Source organism: Asticcacaulis sp. SL142 (assembly GCF_026625745.1).
Taxonomy (GTDB): domain Bacteria; phylum Pseudomonadota; class Alphaproteobacteria; order Caulobacterales; family Caulobacteraceae; genus Asticcacaulis.
Genome location: NZ_CP113061.1, coordinates 710,377 through 733,682, shown reverse-complemented (window position 1 = coordinate 733,682; position 23,306 = coordinate 710,377). Strand labels below are relative to the sequence as shown.

Annotated in this window: 10 protein-coding genes and 1 pseudogene; 10 read left to right on the top strand and 1 reads right to left on the bottom strand. The window is 55.7% G+C overall.

Annotated features, from left to right (window positions below):
• Nucleotides 1–99 precede the first annotated feature (99 nt).
• The gene (locus tag OVA03_RS03355; protein ID WP_267526770.1) at nucleotides 100–366 is read right to left on the bottom strand and encodes a hypothetical protein; all 267 of its coding nucleotides are present in this window, start codon (nucleotides 364–366) and stop codon (nucleotides 100–102) included.
• A gap of 763 nt (nucleotides 367–1,129) precedes the next feature.
• Here OVA03_RS03355 and OVA03_RS03350 point away from each other — a divergent pair.
• The 10 genes and pseudogenes from OVA03_RS03350 (at nucleotide 1,130) to OVA03_RS03305 (ending at nucleotide 23,165) form a co-directional block, all read left to right on the top strand.
• Nucleotides 1,130–4,123: a TonB-dependent receptor gene (locus OVA03_RS03350; protein ID WP_420710467.1), complete on the top strand. Its 2,994-nt coding sequence runs from the start codon at nucleotides 1,130–1,132 to the stop codon at nucleotides 4,121–4,123.
• A gap of 251 nt (nucleotides 4,124–4,374) precedes the next feature.
• Nucleotides 4,375–6,946 (top strand): annotated as a pseudogene (locus OVA03_RS03345) (GH92 family glycosyl hydrolase).
• Nucleotides 6,947–7,072: 126 nt separating this feature from the next.
• A complete protein-coding gene (locus OVA03_RS03340; RefSeq protein WP_267526769.1) occupies nucleotides 7,073–10,186 on the top strand; it encodes a glycoside hydrolase family 2 TIM barrel-domain containing protein in 3,114 nt (1,037 codons plus the stop codon).
• Between the two features lie 3 nt (nucleotides 10,187–10,189).
• The gene (locus OVA03_RS03335) at nucleotides 10,190–12,958 is read left to right on the top strand and encodes a glycosyl hydrolase 115 family protein (protein ID WP_267526768.1); all 2,769 of its coding nucleotides are present in this window, start codon (nucleotides 10,190–10,192) and stop codon (nucleotides 12,956–12,958) included.
• 13 nt (nucleotides 12,959–12,971) lie between these two features.
• Nucleotides 12,972–13,892 carry a family 43 glycosylhydrolase gene (locus tag OVA03_RS03330; protein ID WP_267526767.1) on the top strand — a complete coding sequence of 307 codons (921 nt, stop codon included), beginning with the start codon at nucleotides 12,972–12,974 and terminating at the stop codon, nucleotides 13,890–13,892.
• A gap of 16 nt (nucleotides 13,893–13,908) precedes the next feature.
• The gene (locus tag OVA03_RS03325; protein WP_267526766.1) at nucleotides 13,909–15,978 is read left to right on the top strand and encodes an alpha-L-fucosidase; all 2,070 of its coding nucleotides are present in this window, start codon (nucleotides 13,909–13,911) and stop codon (nucleotides 15,976–15,978) included.
• Nucleotides 15,979–15,998: 20 nt separating this feature from the next.
• Complete coding sequence (locus OVA03_RS03320; protein ID WP_267526765.1) at nucleotides 15,999–17,501, top strand: tryptophan halogenase family protein; 1,503 nt, start codon at nucleotides 15,999–16,001, stop codon at nucleotides 17,499–17,501.
• Nucleotides 17,502–17,515: 14 nt separating this feature from the next.
• Nucleotides 17,516–19,168 (top strand): alpha-L-fucosidase, encoded by a 1,653-nt coding sequence (locus tag OVA03_RS03315; protein WP_267526764.1) that lies wholly within the window; start codon nucleotides 17,516–17,518, stop codon nucleotides 19,166–19,168.
• Between the two features lie 307 nt (nucleotides 19,169–19,475).
• Complete coding sequence (locus tag OVA03_RS03310) at nucleotides 19,476–20,207, top strand: IclR family transcriptional regulator (protein WP_267526763.1); 732 nt, start codon at nucleotides 19,476–19,478, stop codon at nucleotides 20,205–20,207.
• Nucleotides 20,208–21,263: 1,056 nt separating this feature from the next.
• On the top strand, nucleotides 21,264–23,165 hold the full coding sequence (locus OVA03_RS03305; RefSeq protein ID WP_267526762.1) for a methyl-accepting chemotaxis protein: 1,902 nt from the start codon (nucleotides 21,264–21,266) through the stop codon (nucleotides 23,163–23,165).
• Nucleotides 23,166–23,306: the final 141 nt, after the last annotated feature.

Here is a 23,306-nt window from a genome sequence, read left to right as displayed (position 1 = left end):
GCCTGCGACCTGAATACAGTAATTCGTATTGCGCGTGACGCTAAGCAGAAATTGCTTGATGCGGGTTCGGAGGGCTCGGCAACTCAATTTACCATAAGGCTATGACCTTCGATAACCGTCTTCCTGATCTTGGGTGTTCAGTATCTCTTCGGCACCATCAACATAGACGAGCAGTTCCACTTCGTCGCCCTGTTCATCACCGGCTTCAACACGATTTACGACCGCGGGGCCACCATAGCGTTCCCGAAATTCAGGATCAGATATCCGGTGGTTTATCGCGGGCACGGCTGTAAAGCGGAAGTCATCGGACGCATAAATTTCCTCGCCGGTATTCTTATCGAAAAAGCGATGGCTGTAGGTAGTCATAGTTGTCTCCCATAGGTTTTATGAAATGTAGCTTACGCCTGATTATTTTAAGATGCGATGCGGCGTGTGCGCACATAAAGAAAATGTGAACCCTGACCTGTAGGGTCGGCCGCCGATTATGAGACCGCACCCCAATTCGGCACTCATCAGGCTAAAGATAAAGTACTGATAGGGGCCGCCACCGCCCAAATGCAGTTCTCCGATCCCGACATTTGGGTCAACCTCATTGACCGACTACCCAAAACCCTCATGGTTTCAGAGGGGGTATCCGGGACAAACCTTGTACGTGCGTCGAGGCCTGATGCTTTCTGCGCAATCGACCTACTTATGGCATTACCAATTAAGTGAAGTGTTTATTGAGGTTAGCGTGGTTTGATGCGGTATTGGCCTTACCATTAAAAAATTTCGTAACCAACCTTGGCGCACACGATGGCGCGCGCAAATTGTGTTTTAAAAATAAATATTTCAAATATTGTATTTAAAACCGAGCAAAAACAATCAATTATGTCTATAATGTGACTTTTTTATCTCATTGTCAAAATTTAAGAGCGGTGTATGGTCATACAAATTGACGACTCTATCTGACCTTGATAGTAAATTGGTCAGACCTATAACGCCGCTGTTGGCGTGAGGCTTTGAAAAGAAAAAAGAAGTCGGCTTAAGACCGGCATGCAAGGAAAGGAAACCTGCGGTGTACTCAATAAATTCTCGTACCAGGCATGCCTGGAGGGCGGCGCTGCTTTGTGCCACAGTTATCGGCGGCATGCCTATGATTGTCAGTGCGCAGGAGGCGGCGCCAGCGCCTGCGGAAGATGATATTAATACGGTCGTTGTTACCGGTATTAAGAAGAGCTACCTCGATGCGGTTCGCGCCAAGCGCAGCAATATTGAAATCACTGACGGTATTTCGTCGGACGGTCTGGGGCGTTTCCCGGATCTGAACGTCGGTGAAGCCTTGCAGCGCGTGCCGGGTGTGCAAATCAACCGTGAGGCCGAAGGGCGCAACGCCACGATCAATGTGCGGGGTATGCCGGGCTCTTATGCCCAGACAACCATCAACGGGGTTTCGTTTGCCGCGCCGCCATCTCTGGCTAATGATCAGGGAACGCCTCTGGGGGCTTTCAATTCCGATATCTTTTCGGCATTTGTGATCCAAAAGTCACCTATGGCCAATGCGCCGTCCGGCGGTCTTAGCGGCAACGTCGATATGCAGATTGCTCCAGCCTTGTCACGCAAGGATGGCGGTACGTTCAAGGCGTCTTATGAATATAACGAGCTGGGCAAAAATCTCGCGCCAGCCTTTACGCTGGGCTACAACAAGCACCTGAGTGAAAGCCTAGCGGTATTTGGCACGGTGGCCTTCAAAAAAGAAAACTTCCGCCGCGATACCCTGCGCTTTAACGGCTATAGTCGTCTGACCCCGACTCTGACAGGTCTGACTAATGCGCAGTTTGCGTCGACCTATGGTGATTACTATTCGGCATCGGATTGTCCGTCGGGCTCTACGTCATTTTGTTATTCGCTCAAGAATGCGCTGGGTTTACCAGCTACAGGCGATGTCACGCCCTTCCTGAGTAGTGCTACCGGCTCAAAAGGCAATACGGGCGTTTATGCGCTTGATGCGATCCGTCAATATACCCGCACCAACGAAGGTGACCTGTGGACGGCCTCGGGCGGAATTGAATGGAAGCCTAACGACAGCACCAAGTTGGGTATCGTTGGTTACTACACTGACCGCGACCTGCCCAAGACGACCCAGCACTTCCTGATTAATGCGGTCTGGGCGGGTGCGGGTACTATGACTCCGTCGGGCACGCCGGTGCAAACCTCAGACGGTCGTTGGCTCTATGAGACGGTAACTCACGACAACTTCCCGGCCAAGATTTCGACGCGGCAGTATGGTCAGCACCAGAAGGCCGGCGGTATTGTCGCCAATGCTGAATGGTCGAACGAAGACTGGAAGGTTGATGGGGTGCTCGCGCTCTCAAAGGGCGAGAACTCATCGATTGAAACCGAACTGAATCTTCAGACCAACTCGGTCAGTGGTGGCGGAACCAATGGCATCAGCGGGACGATCACCACCGGTTTCGGCGATCTGGATGACTTCAGCTATACGGTTACGCCCTCGCCACAGAACATACTCTTTACGTCGGGATGGGTCTGGCAGGGCGCCTCCAACAGCATTAATGCAAATGCCTCTGATCCAGCCGGATATCTGCAACCGGGCGGTGTTTATTACTTCAGCCTGAGCGGTTCTGAGTCGCTGGCGGAAGAAACCGTCAACTCGGCGCAGGTCAATGTCGAGCGCTTCGTGAACTTCGGCCCGATCAAAAGTATCAAGGGTGGCGTTCAACTGCTGCAAAACAAGTTCGAATCCCGCGGGTTCCGCAATATGGGCTATGGCCTTCAAATGCAGAACATCACGGCGGACATGGTTTATACGCCGTCGTTCGTCGGTGACTTTATGAATGGAAATGCCGATATCACCACCAACTGGATCACGTTTGATGCTGAACGCTTCATTGACGCTGTAACGCCGGTGACGCCCTATACCGCATCAGGCGGCGGGCTGACGACGGCGGGCTTTAACATCCAGTATGCCGATGGCGCTTTCGCCGACTATAACTACAATACCCAAAACGATGTCTCTCAGGCCTATATTCAGTTCAAATTCGATACGGATATATTGGGGCATCGCGTTCGCGGTAATTTCGGCACACGTTATGAATCGACTGACAATAAGATCGATTCCTACGATGTCATCACGCCATTCACCAACTCCATCGGTTCGCTATCGAATTTCGAGTGGCAGAGCATTGAGAACAGCTATGATTATTGGCTGCCGTCGGCCATTTTTGCCGCCGACATCACCGATGACCTGATCCTGCGCGGGGCTTACTATAAGACCTATGTCCGCCCGCAAGCGCGTCAATATTCGCCGGTCACGCGCATCTCACCTTCCCCGATCCTCAACGCCAATCTGTCGACACCATCCGTCAGTATCTATGATACCAGCGTTCGTATCGGTAATAATAAGCTCGAACCATATCTGGCCGACTCTTACGATCTATCACTTGAATGGTACAATCGTCCGGGCGGCATGGTCTCTCTGGCCTATTTCAAGAAGATCATCACCGGCCGCGTGGTGGCAACCTCTGACCCGGCCATTCTGTGTCCGTCTGACGGTTCGACCTGGGGCTTTGGCTCCTTGTCATGGGATGGGCAATATTGTACCGCAACGTCCCTGTCTACGGCGAGCAGTATTGTTCACGTCAATGCTTCGGGGGCCTATAACCTTGACAAGGACACGACCGTTGAAGGGGTTGAGTTCAGCATCCAGCAGAATTTCGACTTCCTGCCGGGTTTCTGGCGTAACTTCGGCGGTAACTTCAACTATGCCTATACAGAATCCAAGAGCCCGGACATCGCGCCGTTCCCGGGGATTTCAAAGCATGCCACCAACGCAATCCTGTTCTATGAAACGTCGAAGTTCGGTGTCCGGGCTGTTTACAACTACCGCACGGATTACCCGCTCAATGCCAACGGCACCTATACCGGCGGCGCCCGTTCGGTGAAGGAGCGCGGTCAGCTTGATCTGTCGGCATCCTATAACCTCACCGACGCGATCACGCTGTCTCTGGATGCTTACAACATCACCGATGAAAAGCGTTACGAGTATGAGAACGATGAGCGTTTCGTGCGCTGGATCGATTATGACGGTCGCACGTTCACACTGAGCGCCCGCGCCGTTTTCTAAGGTCTTCCTCCCCTGGGCGGGCCAGTGTCTCCTGCTGGTCCGCCATTTTTCTTGTGAAGATACTTTATCAGATGCGGGATGGCTCAAGGCCAATAGTCGTCTGGTCATCGATCAAATCACAATGATTGGTCTTTTCGGCGGGCCTTTAGGCATCGCCATATTTTTACTCTGACCAGTGACCTTAGGGCTTTACCGGCAGGTCTGCTGGTCTAGAGTGCGTAATATAAAAGCATAAACAGGTAGGGACTCTCATGACGGAATTCTATCGTGCCTTGTGGCTGGCGTCAGGGGTAGCTAGTCTGTCTCTTATCAGCGTGCCTGTGGCCGCACAGACGGCTCAAGACCTCTATACCCTGCCGGATCTTCGCATCGGGCTCGGCAACGATAATGAAGGCGATACTATCCCCGGTGTCGCGCGTCCCAACGGTTCGATCCATCCGTCGCCGGAAACGCTCAATCCCAATAATTCCGGTTACAATCCCGTCGAAAAGATCAGTGGTTTTGGCCAGTTGCACACCCAGGGCTCCGGTGGGGTCACGACCTATGGCACCTTCCTGTTGTCGCCGCAGGTGGGGGTGCCCGAATTTGATGAACCGGCGCACCTGTCGGACAAAGCCAATGTGACGATGGCCGCCGACTACTACAGCGTCGATCTGGCCCGCTACGCAACGCGGGTGGAGATCACGCCGGCCCATTATTCGGCTATTTATCGTCTGACCTACCCCAAAAGTAACGAGGCGCAACTCGTCTTTGATGTGACGCGTAAAGTGGGTGGGGTGGTTGCCTCGGAACTGGCGGATGTAAAGCTCTACCCGAAAGAGGGTAAGGTTGTCGGTCACGTTAAGGCTAAGGGCTATTGGAATCCGGCGCTGATTGACATTTGGTTTGTTGCCCGCGTCAGCCAGATGCCCACAAAGTGGGGCATTTTCGACAAGGGGGCGGTAAAGGCGGGTGCCACACAGGCTGAGACCGGCCTTGATGAGCGTCTGGGGGCATGGCTGACCTTCAAGGGTGCGCCGGACAAGCCCGTTCTGGTTAAACTGGCCGTGTCGTTCACCAGCGCTGAAACGGCCGAAGCTCTGCTTGATAAGGAAATTCCGGGCTGGGATTTCGAGCAGGTGCGCAAAGACACGCAAACGGCCTGGAATACGCGCTTGTCGAAGATTGAGGTGTCCGGTCTTGATGAGGCTCAAACCCGCCGCTTTTATACCGCCCTGTACCACAGTTCGATTCAGCCGCGCGACCGCTCGATGGACCAACCCGCCAAGGAAATGGGGCGGCCAAACTGGGATGATCACTATACCTTATGGGATACCTATCGGACCCTGTTCCCGCTGATGTCGATCCTGTCACCGAAGGATTACGCGTCAAACATTAATTCGCTGGTCCATACCTATGATAAGCTGGGCGCGGCGGATACGGCCATCATAGGTGGTCAGAACTATCATGTGGGCCAGGGCGGCGACGAAGCGGACAATGTGACCGGTGAGGCCCTGCTGCGCGATGCCACGGGCGTCGACTGGAATGAAGCCTATCGTCTGACGCATTTCAATGCATTTGAGCGCCGCCGTCCGCGTTATCTGGAAAGTGGCTATTTCGGTGTCGGTGATCTTAGCCCCGAACCGAATAATCAGCGCGCTAAATCGGGCTCATCGACGCTTGGGTTTGCGCTCAACGACTATTTCGCCGCTCAGGTGGCTAAAAAAGTCGGTAAGATTGATGAGGCCGAACGGCTGATGACGCGCTCCGCCAACTGGCGGAAAGTCTGGAACCCGGAAACGACCAGTGACGGTTTCAGCGGCTTTATCATGCCTCGCTATCCCGATGGCCGGTTTCAGGACATCGACGCCAAGCTGGGATGGGACGGTAAAGTTCACAATAATGTCGGCTATTACGAAGGTACGGCCTGGATCTATTCTTACGGCGTGCTGCACGATATCGACGGCATGGTCGAAGCCATGGGTGGGCGGGTGCGCTTTAATGAGCGTCTGGTTCACGCCCTCAGTTCCCAACCTGATCGATATCACCAACGAGCCGTCGTTCTCGACGCCGTGGCTGTTCCACAATATTGGCCGTGCCGATCTGTCGTCCTATTGGGCGCGTGAGGTATCCCGCCATTTCACGGCCACCGCCTATCCCGGTGACGAAGATGCCGGGGCGATGAGTTCCAACTATGTCTTTAACCGTCTGGGCCTATTCCCCAAGCTGGGCAGTGATCGTTATTACCTGCATGGGCCACGTCACGCGCGCAGCGTCATTCAGCTTGGCGAGGATAAGTCTCTGGAAATCATGGCGGATAATGCGGGGTACGACCGGCCCTATATTGCGGGCGTGACCCTGAACGGCACGCCACTTGAGGCACCGTTTGTCACCCAGGCGCAGGTACAGGCAGGTGGGAAACTGGCCTTTAGCATGAGTGCCGCACCGGGGCGGTGGCTCTATGACGGGGCGGTGGTGACTGCATCCTCAAGCGTGGCTGAACTGGTTGATGGTAAATCCGCAACGGTCTGGACCGCCAAGGCCGGCGATCACGCCACCTTTGAGCGGACGGCGCCAGTATGTCTTAAGGCCTACACGGTCAGCACCAGCGCTCAGGCAGCGCCGCCGTCAGCCTGGCGCGTCGAGGGCTGGGATGGCAAGCGCTGGGTCAGGCTCGATACCCGCAAGGGTGAGATGTTCGATCAGCCCTATATGACCAAAACCTATGGTCTGAAAGCCAAGGCCTATTCCCGCTATCGTTTTGCCGTGACGGCAGGCAAGGCGGTCAAGGTTGCTGAAATTGAACTGATCGCGGCAGCGCCATCGACCTGTATGGCTAGCTAATCGGAAGTTAAGGCCGCGTCCGCGGTGCCTGATAATATCCGCAGTCTGAATTAATGGTCTAAACTGCGCTTGCAAATTGGCAAACCAATTATATGGTGCTGTGTTTACGTTGTGAATGAGGAAGACATGCCTAATATATCTCGTAGAACTAGTGCGGTTATGGTGACTGTCCTCATTCTGTTTTTGTCGCCGTCAGGATTGGTCGCCCAATCTGTACCCGCGGAGTGGGAACAACCTGATGTGGTGGCGGTGAACCGCGAGCCGATGAAGGCGACGTTCTTTAACTTTGAGAGCCGCGATCTGGCACTCAAAGGGGATAAGTCAGCGTCGCGTTATTTTCAGTCGCTGGACGGGACATGGGATTTCAAGTTCTCCAAAGGCGTAGAGGCGCGCCCGAAGGACCTGCCCACCGCCGATACGTCCGGCTGGGACAAGATTCAGGTGCCCGGCATGATCCAGGCGCAAGGTGAGGGCAAGTTTGGGACGCCGGAATTCTGGAACATCAAATATCCGTTCCCGGCCAATGAGCCCTATATCCCGCACGATCTGATCGAGGTCGGATCGTACAAGCGCAGCTTTGAAGTGGCCGCTGACTGGTCGGGTAAGGATGTATTTCTGCATATCGGGGCGGCGGGGGCGGCCTATTATATCTGGGTTAATGGCGAAAAGGTGGGCTATTCCGAAGATTCCAAGCTGCCGTCGGAGTTCAATGTCACCAAATTCCTGAAACCCGGCGCGAACACTGTTGCGATTGAAATCTATCGCTATGCCGATGGCTCTTACCTTGAGGATCAGGATTTCTGGCGGCTGTCGGGGATCGAGCGCTCGGTCTATGTGTATGCCGAACCGAAGACCCGTTTGAGGGATTTCACGGTCACGGCAGGGCTGGATAAGACCTATACGGACGGCACGTTTGCGCTGGAGGCCGAACTGGCGGGTGCAAAAGGATCGGGCACCATCACTGCCACGGTCTATGACGGCGACACGCAGGTGCTGAAAACGTCGACTAAGGCTTCGACCACCAAGCCCGCCAAGCTGACGGGCACGATAAAGGGCGTTAAATCCTGGTCGGCGGAGACGCCCAACCTCTACCGTCTGGTGATTGAGTACACAGACGCCAAAGGTAATCTGATCTCGGCGACCTCACGCCAGATCGGCTTCCGTACGGTCGAAATCCGCAATGGCGAGGTCCAGGTCAACGGCAAGCGCATCATGATCAAGGGCGTCAACCGCCATGAGCATGATCCTGAAACCTATCGCATCATGAGCGAAGCCTCGATGCGCAAGGACATCGAGCTTATGAAGCAGGCCAATGTCAACGCGCTGCGCACCTCACACTATCCGAACGATCCGCTCATCTATGATCTGGCCGACGAATACGGCCTCTATGTCATGGACGAGGCCAATGTCGAGAGTCACGAATATATGACGCTGGGCCGCGACAAGGGCGATACCAGCGTCCAGTTGGGCTTCAAGCCGCACTGGAAAACCGCGCACCTTGACCGCATCTCGCGCATGGTTGAGCGCGACAAGAACTCGCCCTCAATCATCTTTTGGTCGTTGGGCAATGAAACCGGTGTCGGCCCGAATTTTGAAAATGCCGCTAAATGGGTTCGGCAAAATGACCCGACGCGCCTGCTATCCTTCCTGGGCTATAGCGCGCTGACTGAGGAACATAGGCCTAACTCCTATGTCGATATCTATGCGCCTATGTATGATGACATCGACCGGATGCGCGACTACGCCGAAGACCCGCAATTCACCCAACCGATGATCCAGACCGAATACGCCCACGCTATGGGCAATTCTCTGGGCAATTTTGAAGACTATTGGCAAACCATCCGGGCCCACAAAAAGCTACAAGGCGGGTTTATCTGGGACTGGGTGGATCAGTATGTCTATGCCAAGGACGACAAAGGCCGCACCTACTGGGCATCGGGCTTTGATCTCAACCCCAAACGCGGCGACAACAGTGTCATCGGCGACGGCGTTATCAAGGCCGACCGCACCCCTGATCCGGAATATTACGAGCTGCGTCAGGTGCAGGCACCGGTCGCTTTTGAGCGCGATGCGGGCGGCAATATTGTCGTAGAAAACCGCTACGACTTCATCGATCTGTCGGGCTTTGACCTGCGTTGGGACGTCCGCATCGATGGCCGTGAACATGCGCGCGGTGTGCTCACAACGGTGCCGGTCAAGGCCGGACAACGCCAGGCGATCCCCCTGAGCATGCCCGCTATCGGTGATGAGGGCGAGGCCATACTGACGGTGCGGGCTGTGGCGCGTGAGGGGGCCATTAAGGGCGTGCCTGCGGGTACCGAACTGGCCTTTAATCAATTCACCTTGCGGGCGACAGCACCCTTAAGTGTCGCCGCCTCCGGCGGTGTGAAAATCGCGAAAGCCGCCAACGTCATCTCCTTAAGTGCGGCGCGCAATCAGTTGACGGTCGATACCCGCACGGGCCTGATCCGCTTTGATGAGGCGGGCAAGGTGCTGCTGAATGGGGGTGCGCCCAACTTCTGGCGCGGTCTGACTGATAATGATGTGGGCATCGGCCTTGAGAAAAGCCACCGTATCTGGAAGAACTATACCGAGCACCGCCGCGTGCGCGGCATTGAAACCGGCGCTGATTTCGTCCGGGTCAATTATGCGCTGGGGCAGGGCGGGGGCCGCTTTGATATCACTTACCGGATGGCCGGCGACGGTCAGGTCGATGTGACGGCGGCGTTCACCCCCGAAAAAGACGATTTGCCTGATCCTTTGCGGATCGGCCTGCGTTTCAATTTCGATCCGGCGATGGATGACCTGAGCTGGTACGGCAAAGGCCCTCACGAAAGTTACGGCGACCGCCATACGGGCGCGGCCCTTGGCCTTTATCGCGGTTCGGTTCGGGCTCAGTATCATGACTATGCCCGCCCGCAGGAAAGCGGCAATAAAACCGATGTGCGCTGGGTGTCGCTGTCGGACGATAAGGGGCACCGTCTTAAAGTCACCGGGGCGCAACCTCTGTCGGTCAATGCCTTGGCCTTCCCGTATGAAGACCTTTACGTCCGGCCGCAGGGCACCTGGAAGTCCTCCGATATCGCGCCTCACGGTGAAGGTTCGCTGCTGATCGACATAACTCAGTCGGGCGTAGGCGGCGATACGGGCTGGAATTCGATCGGACGGCCACTGGTGAAGTACCGCGTGCCACTGGCGCCGGTCAGTTATAGTTTCCGTCTGTCGTCCGGTCAGGAATAGGAGATGTCCATGCTGCGCTCGTGGCTTTTGTCCGGAGTCATGCTGCTGTCGGCGTCGTCGGCGCTCAGTGCCGAGGTTACCCTGTTTGACGGCACGAATAAGATTGGCGTCGTCCACGATAAGGGCCGCACACTTGAGCTGGCCGCGGAGATGTTGTCGCGTGACGTTGAGGCGCTTACCGGACATACCGCGAAGGTCTCAACCCGTCTGCGCGATTGCCCGCAGGTGTGTGTTATTATTGGCACCTATGACTCAGGCGTAGTGGCAGACCTTGCCAAATCGGCAGGTATTGATCCCTTGGCCCTCAAAGGGCAGTGGGAGCGCTATGGCCGGGCCGTGCTGCAAAACGACGGTAAAACCTATGTGCTGATCTATGGCTCTGATCGCCGGGGCGCCGTTTACGGTGTCACCGACCTGTCGCGCGAACTGGGGGTATCGCCGTGGGAGTGGTGGGCCGATGTCAAGCCGCGCCGGACTGAGCGGCTGGTGATGGATGACACGGCGCGCCTGTCGAACGCGCCGTCGGTGCAGTACCGCGGCATATTCCTGAACGACGAGGACTGGGGCCTTGAGCCCTGGGCGGGCAAGACATTTGAGCCCGAAGTCGGCAATATCGGGCCAAAGACCTATGCGCGGGTCTATGAGCTGATGTGGCGGCTGAAGGCCAATACTCTGTGGCCAGCCATGCACATCAATACGGTGCAGTTTTACGGGCTTAAACAAAACCCGAAAGTGGCCGATGACTATGCCATCATTATCGGCACCTCCCATGCCGAGCCGATGATGCGCAACAATCTGCGCGAATGGGATGAGGCCCGCGACGGGCCGTTCAATTTTACCGTCAACCGCGATAAGATTCTCAAATACTGGCGCACCCGCCTTAAGGAAAGTGCCGCTTATGAGAACATCTATACCGTAGGTCTGCGCGGGATTCACGATGGACCGATGCAGGGCGCCGATACGCTGGAGGCGCGCAAGGACGTGTTGCAGTCGGTGATCGGCCTTCAGCGCAAACTGTTTAAATCAGCTCTGGGACGGTCGCCGGAGACCGTGCCGCAGACCTATGTGCTCTATCATGAGCTTCAGGAAGCCTATGACGCCGGGCTGAAATTGCCGGACGATGTCACCCTGATGTGGGCCGATGACAATTACGGCTATATCCGCCGCCTGAGCAATGCTGAGGAGCGTAAACGCTCCGGCGGGTCAGGGGTATATTACCATGTCTCCTATTGGGGGCGGCCCCATGATTATCAGTGGCTGGGGAGCAACCATCCTGAGTTGCTGCGGTCGGAAATGCAGAAGGCCTATGAGCTTGAAGCGCGTCGCATCTGGATACTCAATGTCGGTGATGTCAAACCGCTGGAATATCTGACGCAGTATTTCCTTGATCTGGCATTTGATGCTGACCTTCTGAAATCAGGCCCAAGGGCGCATCTGACGCGGTGGGCTGATGAAACTTTCGGAGCCGGGAATGGCGCCGAAGTTGCCGATATCATGATGGGCTTTTATGATCTGGCGTTCGAGCGAAAGCCTGAATATATGGGCTTTTCCGAAACTGAGCCGGTGACGCCGGTCACCCAGAGCGATTTCGTAAAGCCCGACGGCGAAAAGGCGCAGGCGCGACTTGCGGCCTATGCCGATCTGGTGACACGGGCCGAGGCCTTGGGGGCGCGGTTGCCGGCGGATCGTCAGTCGGCCTATTTTGAACTGGTGCTCTATCCGGTCAGAGGGGCGGCCAATCTGAATGCGCGGGTGCTCAATATCGATCTGGCCGGTCTCTATGCCCGTCAGGGGCGGGCCAGTGCCAATATTTACTCTGACCGTGCCCGCGCCGCCCATCAGGCTATCGTGGCCGATACCGCGACCTATAACGGTCTGGAAAATGGCAAGTGGAACCGCATGATGGACATGGCACCGCGGCGATTACCGGTGTTTATGGAGCCGGTCTATCCGCAGTGGTCACCGTCATCACAACCGGGCTGTGCGACGGCCGTTGCGGGCGGCTGGTGGAATGATGAAAACGCCCTGACCTTTGTGACGGGCCAGCCACGCAGCCGGGTGATCGAGCTTTTTTCGCGGCAGGCAGCGGATCAGAACTGGACGCTGAAAGCCCCCAAAGGGGCGCTTAAACTATCATCCGAAAGCGGCACCCTTAATGCCACCAATGGCTGGGAGCAGCGCCTGACCGTCACCTATGACGGCACAACCGAACTGGGCCCGATCGATATCCAGTGCGGCGGCAAAACCATCCGCATCCACACAAAGCTTTTGCCCGCACCGGCTCCGGCCGATTATGTTGAAAATGACCGGCGCGTGATCATACCGCTGGCCAGCCAAAGCGATGCGCGCTGGGAGCGGCTGGAGGAACTGGGTCATACTGGCGACGTGCTTCGGTCGCGCCTTGATCTGCCAACCTTACAGAGCCCTGATGGTGAGCCGCTGCGATACCGGTTTTCGACCTACAGTTCCGTGGGCGGTAGCCTAAATCTGGTCGCCCTGCCGGTTCATGCGCTCAATCCGGGCACGGGGGTCAGGATTGCGGTGCAACTGGATAGCGGCCCCATCGAAGTGCTCGATTTTTCCACCATCGGCCGCAGTGATCAATGGCGGGCCCATGTGCTGACGAATAAGGCCGTACAAACCCTGCCGCTGCGGATGCTCAACGCAGGGGTCCATGAGCTTAAAGTTTGGCCGCTCGACCCCGGTGTGGTTCTGGACCATGCTGAGATCCGGCTGGACGGGGCCGATAAATATTATGGCATTGTCGAATAATAAGGAACAGGACATGAAACGCAAAATAGCCGGGTTTATCGCGGCGGCTTTGATGATCTCAGGCAGTGCGGCCTTGGCGCAGACCCCAATCTCGCCACGCTTTAATGCCGATCCTTCGCCCCATGACTTTAAGGGCAAGGTCTATGTCTATGCCACCGATGATGCGTCTAATTCGGGCAAGTACTGGGACTCGACCTCATGGCGGCTCTATTCGTCAAAGGATATGAAAACCTGGTCGGACGACGGCGCTTTCCTCAGCGTCAGTATCTTTAAGTGGGCCAAGCCCGACGCCAAGGCCTGGGCGCCGGAAGCGGCCTATCGCAACGGCAAATATTACTTTTATGCGCCAGTCGGAGGTGACAAGATCGGCGTCGCCGTCGCCAGCAAACCGCAGGGACCGTTTAAAGATGCCCGTACCGATGCCCTGATCGACAAGGCCCGCGACGCCAATGCCGGTGATGAACCCATTGATCCGGCGGTGATGATTGATGATGATGGGCAAGCCTATTTGTTTTTTGGCGCGCGCGTGCCCAAGGTCATTAAGCTCAATAAGGATATGGTCTCAACCTCCGGGCCGATCATGAACGTCGAAATCACTGGCTTTCCTGCCAGCGACCCCAAGAAGAAATACGGCGAAGCACCCTTTTTGCATAAGCATAACGGGCTATATTATTTCAGTTTTTCAACCGGATGGCCGGGGCAAATTGTCTATGGTACCTCTAAATCACCTATGGGGCCGTTTGAATATCGCGGCGTGATTTTCGATTATCTGTCGATCAGCACCAACCATCAGGCGATCATGAAACGCGGCGGTAAATGGTGGTTCTTTTATCATGACAATCTCCTGCCGGGAGGCGGCAGTCACCGGCGCTCAATCAGCTTTGCGCCCCTGACCCATCTTCCTGACGGCACGATAGAAGAGATCAAGCGCTAAAATCAGGATACAGCCTATGTTTCACCTATCGCGCAGGCAAGTTATGTTGGGCGGGGCCGCGGGCGCCAGCGCTTTTGGGACCGGAGCCTTTAGGAATGGGGCCTTTGCGGCCTCCGGTATTCAGCCCTTTGGTGCCTTACCGTCTGCACGTCAGGCGGCGTGGCATCGGCTTGAAACCTATGGCTTTGTGCATTTCACCATTAATACCTTCACCGATCGGGAGTGGGGATACGGTGACGAACCTGCGTCTCTGTTCAATCCGTCTGACTTTAGTCCGGATCAGATTGTTGATGCCGCACAAGCCGGTGGCCTGAATGCCTTGATCCTGACGGCCAAGCATCATGACGGCTTTTGCTTGTGGCCCAGCGCCTATACCGAACATTCAATCAAAAATAGCCCCTACAAAGCCGGTAAAGGCGACATCGTGCGCGAACTGGCTGAGGCCTGTGCGCGTAAAGGGCTTAAATTCGGCACCTATCTGTCGCCGTGGGATCGTAACCACGCCGAATACGGCCGCGACGCCTATGTTCGCTATTACCACAATCAACTGGAAGAACTGACCACACAATACGGGCCCTTGTTTGAGGTATGGTTTGACGGTGCCAACGGTGGCGACGGCTATTATGGCGGGGCGCGGGAACGCCGGCGCATTGACGGCGCCACCTATTACCAGTGGGACCGCGTGCGCGACATCGTTCGCCGCAATCAGCCGCAGGCGGTGATGTTTGCCGATGCCCATATGGACATCCGCTGGGTGGGCAACGAAGAGGGCCACGCGGGTGATCCATGCTGGCCCACGGTTGACGCGACGCCGTTCACCAAGGCCAAGGGCAATAGCGGCACACGTAATGGCGACATCTGGAATCCGGCGGAAACCGATGTGTCGATCCGCCGCGGCTGGTTCTGGCACGCCGACGAAGCGCCGCGCAGTGCCGCCAATCTGCTTAGGATATATTTTGAGTCCGTAGGACGGGGTTCCAACCTGTTGCTTAATATGGCCCCAGACCGACGCGGGCGTGTGCCCGACGAAGATGTGCGCGAACTGAAAGCCTGGAAGGCCCTGCGTGATCAGCTTTATGCGGTCAATTTGGCAAAGGGCGCCACGGTGACGGCATCAAGCCACCAGTCGTCGCACTATAAGGCCGCCAACCTGCTGTCCGACACGGCATACTGGGCGGCTAAGGCTGAGGATCGCAACCGCGCGTGGGTTGAGGTCAAACTGCCGACAGCTCAGACCTTTGATGTCATCCGGCTGGCCGAAGATATCGGGCTGGGCGTTCGGGTGGATAGCTTTGCCATTGATGTATTTAAGGCGAGCGGCTGGCAACAGGTGGCGCAACTTCAGTGCATTGCCTATAAACGCCTTGTGCTGCTGCCGGAGCCGGTCACGACCGACCGTGTGCGGGTGCGCTTCGTTAAGGCCGATGCTTCGCCGGTTATCGGGCAGTTTGCCCTCTTCCTGAAGCCGGCCGTGGTTGAAGCGCCGCAGATCCAGCGCGACCGGGCAGGCATGGTCACACTTGTGGCGGCTAACCCGAAAGCATCGATCCATTTCAAGACTGACGGTTCAATGCCTTCCGTATCCAGCCCGGTCTACACACAGGCTGTATCTCTGGTGAACGGTGGTTTGATTAACGCGGTCGCCCGGCTGCCGGACGGCACAGTCAGCGAGGTGTCATCGGCCAGTTTTGATGTGTCGTCGGCGTCATGGCGCCTTGTGAAACCAGATGTCATGCCGTTCTCAGACGCAAAGTTTTCAGGCCCTGTCGACGCCGCCTATGAATTGATTATCGACCTGAGCCGTTCTTACGATCTTTTGGGTATTACCTTGTCACCGGGGGAGGCCAATCCCTTGCTCAACGAAGGGCCGCCCGCCGGATATCAGATATGGATCAGCACGGACGGACAAAACTGGGGTGCGCCGGTGGCGCAGGGCGAGTTCTCAAATATCGCCAATAGTCGCGCGGTTCAGACGGTTCGGTTCAAAGCGTCTGTAAACGGGCGCTTTGTCCGGCTGGTGCTGCCTCAGCCCGTCGTCGGTAGTAAAAAAGTTGCTTTCAAAGACTTTGGTATCGTCACGCGCTAAGCGCCTATCGGGATTTCACCATGTCTCAACCCATCAGAAAAGTAGTCATTGCCGGGGGCGGCACCGCCGGGTGGATGACGGCGGCGTGGTTTGCCAAAACGCTCAAATCTGATGTCGAAGAGATCATTCTGGTCGAAAGCGATGATATCCCGACCGTGGGGGTCGGTGAGGCGACAACGCCCTATATTCAGGTTTATAATCAGGTGCTCGGCATCGATGAGGCCGCCTTTTTGAAATTCACCGGCGGCACCTATAAGCTGGGCATCGAGTTTGAAGGCTGGGGGCGGGAAGACAATCGCTATTTCCATCCGTTTGGAGCCTTCGGGCGTGATTTTGGGGCCTTGCCGTTTCATGCGGCGTGGTTGCGGCATGCGCTGGATAACCCTTCGGATAGTCTTGAAGCCTATAATCTTCAGGCGGTAGCCGCGCGGGCGGGGAAGTTCATGCCGCCAGCCGGGGCCAATTCCCCGCTGGCCGAAATCACCTATGCCTATCACTTCGATGCCTCGCTCTATGCCCGCTTTCTGCGTCAGATGTCGGAAGCCGGCGGGGTGACGCGGATCGAAGGCAAGATTGAGACGGTGCTAACCGATGATCGCGGTTTTATCACTGGCTTGAAACTGAATGGCGGTCGTCAGATTGATGGCGATCTGTTTATCGACTGCACCGGCTTTCGGTCACTGTTGCTGGGTGAGGCACTAGGTGTCGGCTTTGAGGACTGGTCGCACTGGCTGCCCTGCGACCGCGCCTATGCTGTGCCCACGGTGACAACGGCTCCGCCGCCACCCTTTACTCGCTCAATTGCGCATAGTGCGGGGTGGCAATGGCGTATTCCGCTTCAGCATCGCAACGGCAACGGCATCGTATTTTCAAGTGCGTTCATGGATGAGGCAACGGCGGTTTCGCACCTGATGTCGAGCCTGAGTGAGCCAGCGCTGGCTGAGCCGCGGCGCATTGCCTTTACCACCGGCCGCCGCAAAAAGTTCTGGCACAATAACTGTGTGGCAATCGGGTTGGCGTCAGGCTTTCTGGAGCCCCTGGAATCGACATCGATCATGCTGATCCAGAATGGTATTGCCCGCTTGCAATACCTGTTCCCGGACCGGGCGTTTGAGACTGCCGACATAGAGGCCTACAACGCCGACATGACGCGCGAATACGAAGAGGTGCGTGATTTCCTGATCCTGCACTATCATGTCGGTCAGCGTCAGGACAGTGACTTCTGGCGCTATTGCCAAACCATGCCCATACCGGAGACTTTGGCGGCCAGAATTGCCCTGTTCGAGAGCCGGGGCCGGATTCCGCCTGAGCGTGGCGAGCAGTTTCGCACCGGCAACTGGCTGGCCGTCATGTGGGGGCAGGGCCTGCGTCCGCGTCAGGCCGATCCACTGGCTTTGAGCATAGCTCATGCTGACCTTAGCCGCGCCTTATCGGACATGCGTCAGGTTATCGCCGCCTGCGGTGACCGGATGCCCCCGCACGACGCCTTCATACAGCACTATTGCCGCGGCCCTGTGGCATGAACAGGAGACACCGAATGGATAGCACAAAACGTAATCTGCTGCGGGGTGTGGCTGGACTGGGGCTGGCAGGTGCGCTGCCTGCCAAAGCAGTAGAATTGCCCGAGTCGGGCTATGACCGGATCGCAGACGGCGCTTTTAAACCCAACTGGGAGTCGCTTTCAGCCGGTTATAAGACGCCCGACTGGTTCCGTGATGCTAAATTCGGGCTGTGGGCTCATTGGGGGCCGGGGTGCGTGCCTGAGTACGGGGACTGGTATGCCCGCAGCATGTACCTGCAAGGCAATGGGGTCTATGATCATCATGTCAAAACCTATGGCCACCCGTCGGATTTTGGTTTTATGGAGTTTTATCCGCGCTGGACGGCCGAAAACTGGAACCCCGGTGAGCTTCTTGATCTCTATGTGAAAGCGGGTGCGAAATATTTCGTAGCCATGGCCAATCACCATGACAATTTCGATATGTTCGATTCGAAGTTTCACGACTGGAATTCTGTCGCCATCGGCCCGAAAAAGGACATCATCGGCATCTGGGAAAAAGAAGCCCGTGCGCGTGGCTTAAAATTCGGTGTCTCCAATCACGGAGCCCATGCCTGGCACTGGTTTCAGACGGCCTATGGCTATGATCCGGAAGATCCGCGGGCGGGCGAACGCTATGATGCCTATAAGCTGACCAAACTGGATGGCAAGGGCAAATGGTGGGAAGGGCTGGACCCGCAAGCGCTCTACAGCGGGGCGGTTATGCCCCTGCCAGACGGCATCACGTCCATCAAAGAAGCCAATGACTGGCACGAAAAGAATGACCGGGTATGGACCGAGGCGCCGCCTTTGGCCAATCCGGCCTTTACGCGTCAGTGGTATCTGCGTTGCAAGGATCTGATCGATAGTTGTAAGCCCGACCTTGTGTACTTTGACAATTTTGATTTGCCGCTGGGGCGGGCGGGACTGGATATCGCGGCCCATTACTACAATGCTTCGATCCAGTGGCACGGAAAGCTGGATACCGTGCTGAACATCAAGCCACAGGGCGAGCCTAAAAAAGGCTATGTGGCCGATGTCGAACGGGGTTTCCGGGCGGATATAAGCCCCGAACCGTGGCAGACAGATACCTGCATCGGCCACTGGCATTATGATCGCCGGGTTTATGAGCAAAATAAGTATCTGCCGGCAGCTGCGGTCATCCATCGTCTGTGCGATATCGTTTCCAAAAACGGTAATTTACTGCTGAGTATTCCCGTCCGCGCCGATGGGTCGATTGACGATCAGGAACGCCGTATCGTCGAAGGCATAGGCGAGTGGATGGGGCGTTTCTCAGAAGCGATCTACGGTACGCGCCCCTGGAAAATCTTTGGCGAAGGCCCAACACAGGTGGGTGTCGGCATGTTCGGTGAAAGCCAGCAAAAGCCCTTCACGCCGCAGGATATCCGCTTCACCACCAAGGATAAGGCGCTCTATGCCATTAGTCTTGGCCGCCCGGTCAACGGTAAGCTTACGATTGCATCTCTGGCGAAGGGTACCAAACTTGCCCGCGGTCAGGTTCGGCGCGTGCATATGGTTGGGGACACCAAGCCGCTTAATTACTGGCAGGACAGTCAAGGTCTGCACATTTCTGTATCAGAAACCGCCAGTCATGATATCGGCGTGGCGGTAAAGATCATAGGAGTGTTGTGATTACCGCCGACGGCAATTCAATGTGAGCCCCTTGCCGTAAATGATGGCGCTTCTCCAGTAACCCCAGGTGTAGCGCCTTAGAGGCGGCATTTGGGATACCAGCCTTAGCGTTTGTATAAGCTAGTGGCTATCGCTTGTAAAAGTCCGAAAGGTCGTTGGAGTACTTTCTGCGTACATTGGGTTGTGAACGACGAGTAAAGCCGTCACGACTAAAAGCATGTGCTAAAACCGAATCTGTGACAGGCATAGCTTGCCAAGCGCCGGGTTTATGAATACTCAGAAACACTCACACACTCCAAGAAGCAGAATGTCCGCCAAAACCACGACCTATGCCGCACCCGCCCTTGAAAAGGGTTTTAATGTTATCGAACTGCTGGCCAATGAGCCTGATGGGTTGAGCATTTCTGAAATCGCTTCGGGGCTTGGGCTGTCGATCAGCGAAATATTTCGCGTCATCATGGTTATGGAGCGTCGGCGGTGGTTAAAAAAACGCAGCAACGACAAATACTGCGTGACGCCGCGCATTCTGGCCCTGGCGTTTAAGGCGACACCGGCCGAAGAATTGTCGGCGGTGGCGGCCTCCTTCATGCGGGATTTTTCGCTGGCTACCGATCAGTCGTGCCATCTGGTCATTCCCAACGGCGATAAGGGACTGCTGATCTTGAGGCAGCAAAATCCCGGACCAAACGGATTTTACGTCCGGATAGGCACCGAGCTTGATCTGGAGACAACCTGCTCTGGCCGGGTGTTGCTGGCGTTCTCACGCAAATATGACGATAAGGCTGCGGATGATAGCGCAAAACTTTCGCCGGCACTGACGGCTATCCGCCAGAGGGGGTATGAGCGTATGGAAAGCTCACGCACTCTGGGGGTTACCGATGTCAGCTTCCCGATTTTTGATTTCCACGGTGATATCGCCGCAGCACTTACCATGCCGTTTTTGAAATTCATCGACGGCACGCAGCGCATGACCCTTGATGAAGCCCAGCTTCTTTTGGGGGCGGCGGCCCAAAAAATTACTGATGAACTTCTGGCTTAGACACTCTAAAAAGGGCGTGGGGTTACCACGCCTTTTTTATATCTAGCCAAAGGTAATCTGGAAGGCTCTGGCATGGGCCGTGGGTAGCTTGAGCGGCAGGCTGATGATCAGGGCGTCGTCGGTTTGCTGAAAGCGCAAGGCTGCGGATGAGCCCAAAACCTGCACCTTGCGCACTGGCCGTTCAGCCAGATTGGAGGTCTTCCCGAGGGTTTGATGACCACATCGGTGCGCGATTCGCCTAAGGTAATGGCATAAAGGGTCTTGCCCCTGGTCGTAAACCGGATGTCGCAGGCGGATTTCCCCAGGAATATTGAAAAACATAACCCTTCGGTCGCTAAATATGCTGTTGGCTGGGAGACGGTTAATCCAACCGATCCGCAAATCGTGGCTTTTGTGCGGGATTACTCATCAATAATCGCCAGATACCTACATAAAATGACTACCTGACAAGTAACTGAGCCATATCATTCATGGGGGGCAGCAGAGTAAAGGGTTCTTCATTGCATACTTATATGGAGCGTCTCAATTTGCCGTATGCGATATCCGGCGCATGTATTTGAACGTGTCCAAAAAGCTCTCACTGCGGTCGGCAGCGGCTATGGCGTGTTGAAGATCTGGTCATGGTTCTGGTCAATGCCTTTGAACAACAAGAAATGACTGAGTGACTGACTGAAATATTTGTGATCGTTTTTTTGATGGGGGCCGCGCCTGCGATGCGTTACCTTGATAAGACGTCATGGCAAAAAGAAGTTATGACACGTCGTTAGGTGAGACTTTATTCGGCGTGTGTAAGTGATGTGGAATATGCAAATTAATTCAATTGGTTATGCATATATTGCTCTACGTAGGCTTACCTTTGGCACACCGAACGCTGTTATATTAATTGTGAGTTAAGCATATTGTTCTAAAAACCTCTCATCGATGCCAACGGCTTTTGGGTAGCGAATCTCGCCTCTCAAGATTGACATATAAGGCATAACTGGGAGGGGCTAGCTGATGCAGCTTCGTGGAAAATTCATCATTCTCGGGGTTATCAGTGCCCTCTTGGTCGCGGGTATGGCCTTCGCTAATTGGGCCGCGGGGCAGTTATCCAGCACTCACATGCAGCAGGCCTCCACTATTTCCCGGATAACCCAGCGCCATATGGAAGGCGACATGATGCACGACGCCATGCGGGCAGATGTGCTGGCGGCCTTGGTCGCTCATAACCGCGGTGACGTTGCTGGGTTGTCTCAGGCACGAGAAGACTTTCAGGCCCATGCCGCCAAGTTTGGAGACAATTTAAAACAGAATCAGGCTGAAGCCCTGCCGGACGATCTTAAAGTACGTTTTGACACGGCCCTACAGAGCTTGAACGATTACCGCGCGGCAGGTGACGCCATTATCTCATCGGTGGCGCAAGCCTCAACAGAAAGCGGTGCGGCGACCGACACCTCGCTTTTTGAGCAGCAGTTTTCAGCGATGGAAGATAGCAATGAGTCTCTGTCTAATGAGATCGAAGTCTGGATGAAGGCTACTGAGGCGCGGGCCGGCGAGGACGAAGGCCGCATTGGACTACTGGTTATGCTTCTGTCGGGACTGGCCGTGGCCAGCGTGGTCGCCACAAGTGTGCTTCTGTGGCGGGACATCCTGCGCCCCTTAGCCGGGTTATCACAGGGTATTGCCCGCATCGCCGACGGCGACACTGATGTTAATGTGCCCTTCGTCGCTCGCCGGGACGAAATCGGGGCATTGGCCCGTGCGACCGAAACGCTCAGAAACACGGCCAGGCAAGCCTTTCTCGTCAACAATATGGTTCAGGCTATGCCGACCCCGGTAATGGCTGTGGATGTGCATAATGATTTCAGCATTACCTATGTTAACGCGGCAACCCAAAGCCTGCTGGATCGCATGAAAGCGCATCTTCCGTTTTATGACGGCACTCTGGTCGGTCGCTCAATCGATATTTTCCACAAGAATCCAGAGCACCAGCGACGCCTGCTGTCGGATGCTGCCAACCTTCCGCATCGGGCACGTATTCATCTGGGCGAGGAAAGCATCGACCTGCGTATTTCGGCAGTGCTTGATCATAAGGGCAATTATGCCGGGGCCATGCTGTTGTGGGATATAGTGACTGATCAGGCGCAACTCAGTCAGGAATTTGAAGTTAAGGTTCAGGACGTGGTCGCCGGTTTGGCGGCCTCCGCGGTCAATATGTCTGAAATGGCTGAAACCGTATCTGGCGAATTGAAAAAAAGTGCGGATCTGGCCGTTTCAGCCTCTTCGGCCGCAAGTCAAACCACCTCCAGCGTCCAGACTGTTGCGGCGGCGGCTGAGGAAATGGCCGCTTCAATCCGCGAAATCTCCGATCAGGTGCAAACGGCCAACAAGTTGGTATCGGAGTCGTTTCAGAAAGTGCTCGACGCCGATCAGGTGGCCCAAAAACTATCTGGCGCATCAGACCGGGTTACCGAAGTGACGACGGTTATCGCTGATATTTCAAGCCAGATAAACCTCCTTGCGTTGAATGCGACTATTGAGTCAGCGCGGGCGGGTGAAGCCGGGCGCGGCTTTGCCGTAGTCGCAGGGGAAGTTAAGAATCTCGCCAGCCAGACCAATCGATCTATTGGTGAGATCAATGTGGTGATCGATGACATGCGGGATGCAACCCGCGACATCATCAGCGTACTTGGGGATATTCGTACCGCCGTTGATGCGATCACCAATGCGACCACCTCAGTGGCCGCGGCGGTTGAAGAGCAGACGGTGACGACCCAGGACATTGCTCGAAACATGGCTTTCGCCGCTGACGGCACCCGGATGATCAGCGAAAATCTTGAAAAGGTGTCATCAGTCACGTCTCACAGCGAAGAAGCTTCGGCGCACCTTCTGGGCTCTTCTCAATCCGTATCGCACCAGGCCGACGACTTGAGTGGCCGCGTGGCAGAGTTCCTAAGCCGACTGAATCGAGCCTCTTAATCCTAAGCGCTTTTGCAAGACCGAAGCCGCGTCTGCATCCGTGAGCTCCGCATCAATGCCTGCTTTTCTCGAATTGAGCCATGCCGCCACGCGGCGGTTTGTTTCAGGCTGTTTGCGGCTTCAGTACGACAGGCGCTCGGG